The 7,318-nt window shown below is 59.2% G+C and carries 7 protein-coding genes; 6 read left to right on the top strand and 1 reads right to left on the bottom strand.

The annotated features are described in order from the left end of the window. The first annotated feature begins 507 nt into the window (after positions 1–507). Positions 508–1,638 carry a hypothetical protein gene (locus tag Q1K49_RS00285; RefSeq protein WP_300521402.1) on the top strand — a complete coding sequence of 377 codons (1,131 nt, stop codon included), beginning with the start codon at positions 508–510 and terminating at the stop codon, positions 1,636–1,638. 247 nt (positions 1,639–1,885) lie between these two features. On the opposite strand, the gene Q1K49_RS00280 is transcribed toward Q1K49_RS00285, so the two are convergent. After that, entirely contained in the window at positions 1,886–3,094 is a 1,209-nt protein-coding gene (locus Q1K49_RS00280; RefSeq protein WP_300521399.1) for an aminotransferase class I/II-fold pyridoxal phosphate-dependent enzyme, read from the bottom strand. A 154-nt stretch (positions 3,095–3,248) separates the two neighbouring features. Here Q1K49_RS00280 and Q1K49_RS00275 point away from each other — a divergent pair, with 154 nt between their 5' ends. From Q1K49_RS00275 to Q1K49_RS00255, 5 genes are all read left to right on the top strand, one after another. Next, entirely contained in the window at positions 3,249–3,827 is a 579-nt protein-coding gene (locus tag Q1K49_RS00275) for a GNAT family protein (protein ID WP_300521396.1), read from the top strand. Between the two features lie 215 nt (positions 3,828–4,042). Then, positions 4,043–4,423 carry a response regulator gene (locus tag Q1K49_RS00270; RefSeq protein ID WP_213692438.1) on the top strand — a complete coding sequence of 127 codons (381 nt, stop codon included), beginning with the start codon at positions 4,043–4,045 and terminating at the stop codon, positions 4,421–4,423. Between the two features lie 58 nt (positions 4,424–4,481). Then, on the top strand, positions 4,482–4,904 hold the full coding sequence (locus Q1K49_RS00265) for a chemotaxis protein CheX (RefSeq protein ID WP_300521390.1): 423 nt from the start codon (positions 4,482–4,484) through the stop codon (positions 4,902–4,904). A 3-nt stretch (positions 4,905–4,907) separates the two neighbouring features. Next, entirely contained in the window at positions 4,908–5,354 is a 447-nt protein-coding gene (locus tag Q1K49_RS00260; protein WP_300521388.1) for a chemotaxis protein CheX, read from the top strand. Positions 5,355–5,447: 93 nt separating this feature from the next. After that, positions 5,448–7,318, top strand: a 1,871-nt coding sequence (locus Q1K49_RS00255; protein ID WP_300521385.1) for a chemotaxis protein CheA, incomplete at its 3' end; no start/stop codon positions are given.

Raw genomic sequence — 7,318 nt, 5'->3', positions numbered from 1 at the left:
GGATGGCCGAGTGCGGAACCCACGAGGAGCTCCTTGCGAAAAAAGGGATTTACGCAAGGATGTGGCGTGATCAGGATGAGAGCGAGGGATGGACTTTGAGGCGCGGATCGATGCCGGTCCTTCCGAAAGGAGCTTGACAGGGAACGTACGCGGCTCTAAGATTGCCCCTAATCAGCCACACTGCATACTACTTGTCAAAAGGGGTGATGTCTCGTGGGATATGGGTTTACCTTTCCGTTCCGCACCGTATGGTATTCCTATTTTATGTTCGCCTCCGGGACTCCTCCTGCAATGTCTGACGGCTGACGTGTCGTATGGCAGAACAGGCAGGGTCCCGCTGAACTTCGGCGGGACCTTTTTTTGTGAAAGGGGGAGTGGAAGAGCGCGCGACCGGGCGTGAACGAGACGAGACGAGCGGAAGAGGTGACGGTACGAAACGGTTCCGTCGCCGGGAGATGTTCTATGGCGGAGCGAAGCCATATGTTGTGCAAGGAGGGGAAATGCCACATGGTTGAAGAAAAGAAGAAAAGCGCGCTGTCTTTTTTCATGGACTATTCCTGGTACAAAAAATATCTGCTCCCCGGTTTCATCGCGCAGTCCGTTCTCATCGCCGGCGGCTACGGAACGGGACGCGAGCTGGTGGAGTATTTCGTGCAGTACGGTCCCACGGGCGGGCTGATGGGCATGTGTCTCACCACGGTGCTCTGGGCTGCCTTGTTCGCGCTCAGCTTTGAGTTCGCCCGGGCTTTCAAGGCGTACGATTACCGCACCTTCTTCGAAAAACTGATCGGCAAGGGGTGGATTCTCTACGAAGTGTGCTTCATCGTCCTTCTTTTTCTCATCATGGGTGTGGTGGGCGCCGCGTCGGGAAGCATTCTGCGGGATACGCTGGGCATTCCATCCCTGGTCGGCTCCGGCCTCTTCCTCGTGGCAGTGGCGTACCTGACCTACAGCGGCAGCCGGGCCATCGAGGTGGCTCTTTCCTGGTGGTCCTATCTTCTCTACGGCGTGTACGCATTCTTCCTTTTCGTGGGGGTCACAAGGTTCGGAGGAGCCATTTCGGCCAACTTCGCCGCCGACATTGTCAAGCCGGGTTGGGCCATGGGCGGATTTCAGTATGCCTTCTACAACATCGCCGTGACGTCCACGGTTCTCTTCTCCCTCAATTACCTGGAAACCCGGCGGGAAGCCATCATTTCGGGGATCTCGGCGGCGGTGATCTGCATTTTGCCCGGATTTTTCTTCTACTTCGTCACCATCGGGTTCTATCCTGACGTGCTGAGCATGGAGATCCCGATCAACGGGATCATCGACAAATTCGGCATTCCTTTTCTGCTTCCCGTGTGGCTGGTGATCCTCTTCGGGACGATGATCGAGACCGGTGTCGGCTTTTTTCACTCCATCAACGAGCGCATCAATTCGTCCCTCATCGCCAAGAGGGGCCACGGCATGAGCAACACCGCCCGGGGGCTCGTGGGAGCGGGACTTTCCCTTGCGGGGCTGGGCATCTCCAATTTCGGGCTCATCGGCCTGATCGCCCAGGGGTACGGTACCATCAGTTGGGCCTTCTTCATTCTCCAGGGAGTGGGACTGTTCACCATCGGCCTTTACAAACTGAGCAAATTGAACAAGGCTTGAGCGGCGTTCAGATCTTGCACTCCCGCTCGAAAACACGGTAGATTGCAATGCCCTCCGGCGGATCCATCCCGGAGGGCATTTCCTGTTTTCTGCGGCGTTATGTGGCCGGTTTCCGGGTTCTCCAGCGGACACAAGGACTTTCCCTGTGCCTGCGGCCTTCTCCGGAACCGACGGTGACAACCGATCCGGGGTGTGGTCGCCGGAGATTTCCCGGAAAGTGCCCTTTCTTCAATAAGAAAAAGAAATGCTATATGGTTCCCATGCGCTCCAGGAAGAGTTCCAGCTTGTCCGGAGAGGGAACGCGAAGCCTCGCACGGCGGTTGTCCAGTCCCACGTAGCCGCTTCCGGCTTCGCAGAGAATGCCTACTGCGGCAAGGCACCGCACAAGGTCTCCCGATTCCTGGGACAGAAAGAAGATGGGCACGCGCAGGTCGGTTTCCGCCACGGTCCACTCCGCCTTCGTCCGGAGGGCTTCCAGGGTCCGCTCTTTGGCGTAGCGCACGTAGCGGCGGGTTTCCTCCAGAAAGGAAGTGTCCTCCAGGGCAGCCAGCGCCAACGCCGCATCAAGGGTGCCTACGGCGAAGGGGGGCTGAATCCGGCGAAAGAGGGTGGCGAGGTCTTCGTTGCGTGTCACGGCATATCCCACCCGGAGCCCTGCGCCTCCCAGCCCTTTCGAGAAAGAGCGACAGGTCACCAGGTTTGGATGGGGCAGGCGACAGGCTGATTCCTCGGGGGGCAGAAAGTCCCCGTAGGCTTCGTCGGAGAGAATCCACACCCCTTTTTCCATGCCGCGGCGGGCAAGTCTGTCCACGTCCTCCAGAGGGAGCACCTGGCCGGTCGGGTTGTGGGGGCGGTCAAGGTAAAGCAGTGTCGGAGCCTTTTCGACGGCTTCGAGGAGGGGGCCTGCGGTCAGGCGGAAGACGGGAGGTGAACGCGGAACCGGAGCATAGGAAGCCTCGTTGAAGAGCGCCTGGAGAACCGTGTCCGTGAACTGGGGCGAAGGGCCTGCAAGAACGGAGCCGGGGCGGAGCAGCAGCCGCAGAAGCGTCACCAGGACGCCCATGGAGCCTGCCCCGGGGAGAATCTGCTCCGGCTTCACCTGCCAGCAGGGATAGGTTGCCGCAATGCCCTTTTTGAGATCCTCCGGTTCGGGCGCGGGGTAGTCGCAGAGAGCGCATGTGCTCAATCGCTCCAGCTCTGCGCGGACCGCGGCGGGCATTCCTGTCGGATTTGTGCCGAGGCCGCAGTCGATGCGCTCCAGGCCATCAGGGTAGCGGACCGTTTCGGCTTCGGCGGAAACGTATCCCTGTTGGTCGATGTTGAAGAGATGTTGCGGGAGAGTCCCTTTCCAGTCGATGATGAACACCTCGATTTCCTGTCGTTCGTTCGAGTGGCCTTGGGGAATGTCGACGGAATCATCCCGTGCGTTCCGTTTCCCCGCAAAGCCCTCCAGCATCAAGTATACTGCAGGAGGTACGTCGGAGCTACCCGCGGAGTGCGGGGCCGACGTGCGCGTGGTCGTTGACGCGAAGGCCACAGTCAGAGGAGGACATTCCCCGGGGTGTCGTCGCTCCCGGAAGGGTGGATCCTGCCGTACGAGGAGGCTTCCAATGAGTACGTTCCCGGAACTCGAAACGCCGCGTCTTCGCTTGAGGTGCCTTGTGGCGGACGACGCGGAGGAGCTGTTGTGTCACTGGTCGGACCCTGAGGTTATGGAATATCTGACGCTCGATCCGATGCGGACTCTCGCCGAGGCTCGTGACATGGTCGATCTTCTGGGAGGGCTTTTCGACAGGGGAATGGGTATCCGCTGGGGAATCACCTGCAAGACGAAGGGGACCCTGCTCGGCACCTGCGGTTTCCACAATGTGCGGTGGGAACATCGGCGGGGAGAGCTGGGATACGAACTCGGAAAGGCCTCTTGGAGAAAGGGGATCATGACTGAGGCGCTCTTCGCAGCGATTGGATACGGTTTTTCAGAAATGAATTTTCATCGTATCGAAGCACTTGTCACGGAGGGAAACGAACGTTCCAGGGCACTTCTCGTGAAATTGGGATTCGCTTTCGAGGGGCTTCTCCGTGACTACGAGTTCGCCCGGGGCCGTTTTCTGGGACAGTGGTGTCATTCCCTGCTCCGTTCGGAATGGGGTGGAAAAAAACTGCAAAAATCCCCCAAAAGCCTCGCTTGACGGGAATGAGACAGGTGGTACGATTTTGACGGATTTCATCAGAGTGTAGCATTGTTGCAGTGTCTAGAATCGCCTGAAAAAAGAGCAGGGCTCTTTCTGAAAAAGATGCCCCATGGAGATCTTGATGATATTTTTGAAAAAATGTCAGAGCGCGGAAAAGACGAAGGCGCGACTGCGCTGTGCCGCGTGAAATGACAAGGGAAAGGAGAACGGGAATGGGTGAGAAAATTCGGCTTCTCGTGGTAGATGATTCCCCGTTCATCCATAAGGCCGTGAAAAAAGCGTTGGCGGGGAACGACGGCATCGAAATCGTGGGAACAGCGGAGAACGGAAGAATCTGCCTGGACCTTGTGGCGCAACTCAGTCCGGACATTGTGACGCTCGATGTCACCATGCCTGTGATGGATGGTCTGGAGACGGCGGAAGTCCTGGCGGCACAACATCCGGGAGTGCGGGTCATCATGCTCAGCGCCATGGGAGACGAGGACCTGGTGCAGCGTGCCCGGAATCTCGGTGTGAGCCACTTTCTGACGAAACCCTTCGAGGCGACGCAGCTTCGAAGGGCTATCTTCGATGTCCTTCGGGAGGGAGTGTGAGCAATGGCGCCGCCTGACCGCGCCTTTCTTCTCACGTCCGTTCGGGACGCGTTTCTGGATGTCGCCAAAGAGGCGGCGGAGCGGGCTGCTCGAACTGTCCGGCCAGGCTCCGCCCCCTTCGGCGGAGCGGGTTGCGGTGATTCTCGGCATGATTTCCGGCGACGAATCCTTGAAGGGACGGGTGTTGCTCGACGGTGACGCGGAACAGATCCGCGACATCGCGGAGGGCATGAACGGAGAGCCGCTGGAGACCACGACGGATCTTTATTTTTTCATCGGAGAATTCACGAACATGTTCTGCGGTCGGGCCATCACGGTCATCAACAACGCCCATCGGGGGATGGAGTTCCGCCTTACCCCGCCGGCGATTCTCGCGGGGCGCCACATGGACATCACCACTCCCTCCATCCGCAGCGAGAGTTTCGCCTTTGCGGGGGGCAGGGGGATCGTTCGTCTGGACGTCGGCTTCGAGGGGGTGTAGGCGATGGAACTGCGAAACACCTTCGAGGCGGCGGTGAACGAGACGCTTCCCATGTTCGGACTGACACCTGTCTTCGCGGGAGAGATGGAGCAGCCGGGACTGACGTCGGCGAATCCGGTGAATGTCCTCATCGGTCTCACCCAGGGATTGCGGGGCAACGTGCTCCTCGGGTTCTCCCGGCCGTCTGCGGTGCGGGTCGTTTCCTCCATGATGGGGGGGATGCCGGTGGAATCCCTGGATGCCATGGCCAAGAGCGCTCTGGGAGAGCTGGGCAACCTGCTTTCCGCGTCGGCGGTGCTCAAACTGAACAACCCGGTTCCCATCCAGATTTCCCCTCCCACGGTGGTGCTGGGGGAGCGGCTTTTCCTCATGATAAGCCGTGTTCCCTCCAGGGTGCTTCAGTTTCGTTTCGATCAGGATCAGATGACGGTACGCTTGTCCGTGGAGTGACCCCCCGTTCCGGAAGAACGGGGATTTTTTTTCGGCTGACGGGTTTTCAAAGACGGCGCGATGTCGAGAGTGGACAAAACTGGGGGTGGAGCCGTGCCGGACGAAAGGGATGTTGTGCGTCGGCTCATCGACGGAGAAGAGGACAAGGCGGAGGGAGGCGGCTTTTCCGAATTCCTGGAGGATTTTCTCGCGGAGACCAAGGAACATCTGGAAAGTATCGAACTCGGTGTGCTGGAATTGGAAAACGATCCTGGAAACTGCGACATGGTGCACGGCATTTTCCGTTCCTTTCACACCATCAAGGGACTTGCGGGATTCGTCAATCAATCCTTGGTCCAGAAGATCGCTCATGCCGTCGAGACGATTCTCGACGAGTGCCGCAAGGGGAACATCCGTCCCTCCAAGCGGGTGGTGGATGCCATCCTCGCAGGAGCGGATCTCCTGGGGAGAATCTGTAACGATGTACGGCTCGTCCGGGACGCCGCATTTCTTGAAGAGGTACGTTCGCATCTTCTCGGGTTTGAGAACTGGAAAAAAGAGGAAGGGGCAGTTCCCGGCCAGGCGTGTCGCCTTTCCTCCAGCGAAAAGGCGATGCCGTCAGGTGCATCCGGTGATGGGAAAAACATTTCCGCGTCGCTCCCCTCGCCGGAAGTGTCGCGTAACGAGGAGGCTCGTTCTCTCCGGGATGGTGAGGAAGGTGCGCCGGGAGCCCCGGCGGAAAGCGGCATGGAGCCTTCCCCGGAATCGGCGCCGTCGGAAGCGCGGAATGCGCGGAAAAACGCCGCACCCCGCGAGGTCCTGCCGGGAGGAAGTGCGCAACGGAACACGACTGCGTCGGGGGAACTCATCCGCATTTCCACCCATAAAGTGGACAACCTGGCGGACATGCTCGGCGAGCTGCTCATCACCCAGTCTCAGGTGGAACAGCAGGTCGTGACCCGCTTCGGCCCCAACGACAGCCTGGTGTCCCATTTGCTTCGCATGTCCCGCATCACCCGTGAACTGCAGAACCTCGCCATGTCCCTGAGCATGGTTTCCCTGCGGTCCACCTTCCAGAAACTCCAGCGCATCGCCCGGGATACGATTCAGGAATTGGGGAAAAATGCGGAGTTCGTCATCTCCGGGGAGGATACCGAGATCGATCGCAGTGTCGCGGAGAAACTCCTCGATCCTCTTGTGCACATGGTGAAGAACGCCATCTCCCACGGTATCGAGAGCCCGGAGGACCGCGCATCCCGCGGAAAGACCCGTCAGGGTACCGTGACCGTTTCGGCGTACAGCAGACGGGGAAATGTCTTCATCGAGGTTGCCGACGACGGAAGGGGCATGGACCCCGAAGGGATTCTCCGGAAAGCTCAGGAAAAAAACCTCGCTGATCCTTCCAGAAACTACAGTGAAGAGGAGATTCTCGGTTTTGTCTTTCTTCCGGGTTTCTCTACGCTTGCGGTGGCGAACACTGTTTCGGGGCGCGGTGTCGGCATGGATGTGGTGCGCACGGAAATCTCCCGCATCGGGGGCAAGGTGGAGATCCGCAACACCCCCGGAAAGGGGTGCACCTTCGTCCTCAAGATCCCCATTAATATGGCTGTCCTGAACGGAACGATCGTGAACATCTTCGGGGAGCACTATATTCTGCCCACCCTGCACGTGAAACAGATCCTCAAGCCCGAGGACGGGCAGTGGATCAGCGTGGGAGGGCGGGAGATCATGCTCCGCGTCCGGGAGAACGTGGTCCCGGTGATTCCCGTCGACGCCGTGTTTGGCTGTCCCGGGGAGTTCGAGCGGAGTTTCGACGGAACCCTCATGGTGGTCATGGAGCTGGAGCAACAAATCAAGGCTCTTCCTGTCCGGGCTGTTCTGGGGCGTCGGGAGATCGTGGTGAAACCCCTGGGCAAGGAGTTCGCCTCCCTGGAGTTCGTCTCGGGGGCGTCGATTCTGGGAGACGGCAAGGTCTCCCTCATTCT

The organism is Aminiphilus sp. (assembly GCF_029975095.1).
GTDB lineage: Bacteria > Synergistota > Synergistia > Synergistales > Aminiphilaceae > Aminiphilus.
Note: the sequence above shows the minus strand (reverse complement) of the source record. Positions and strands in the feature narration are given on the sequence as shown.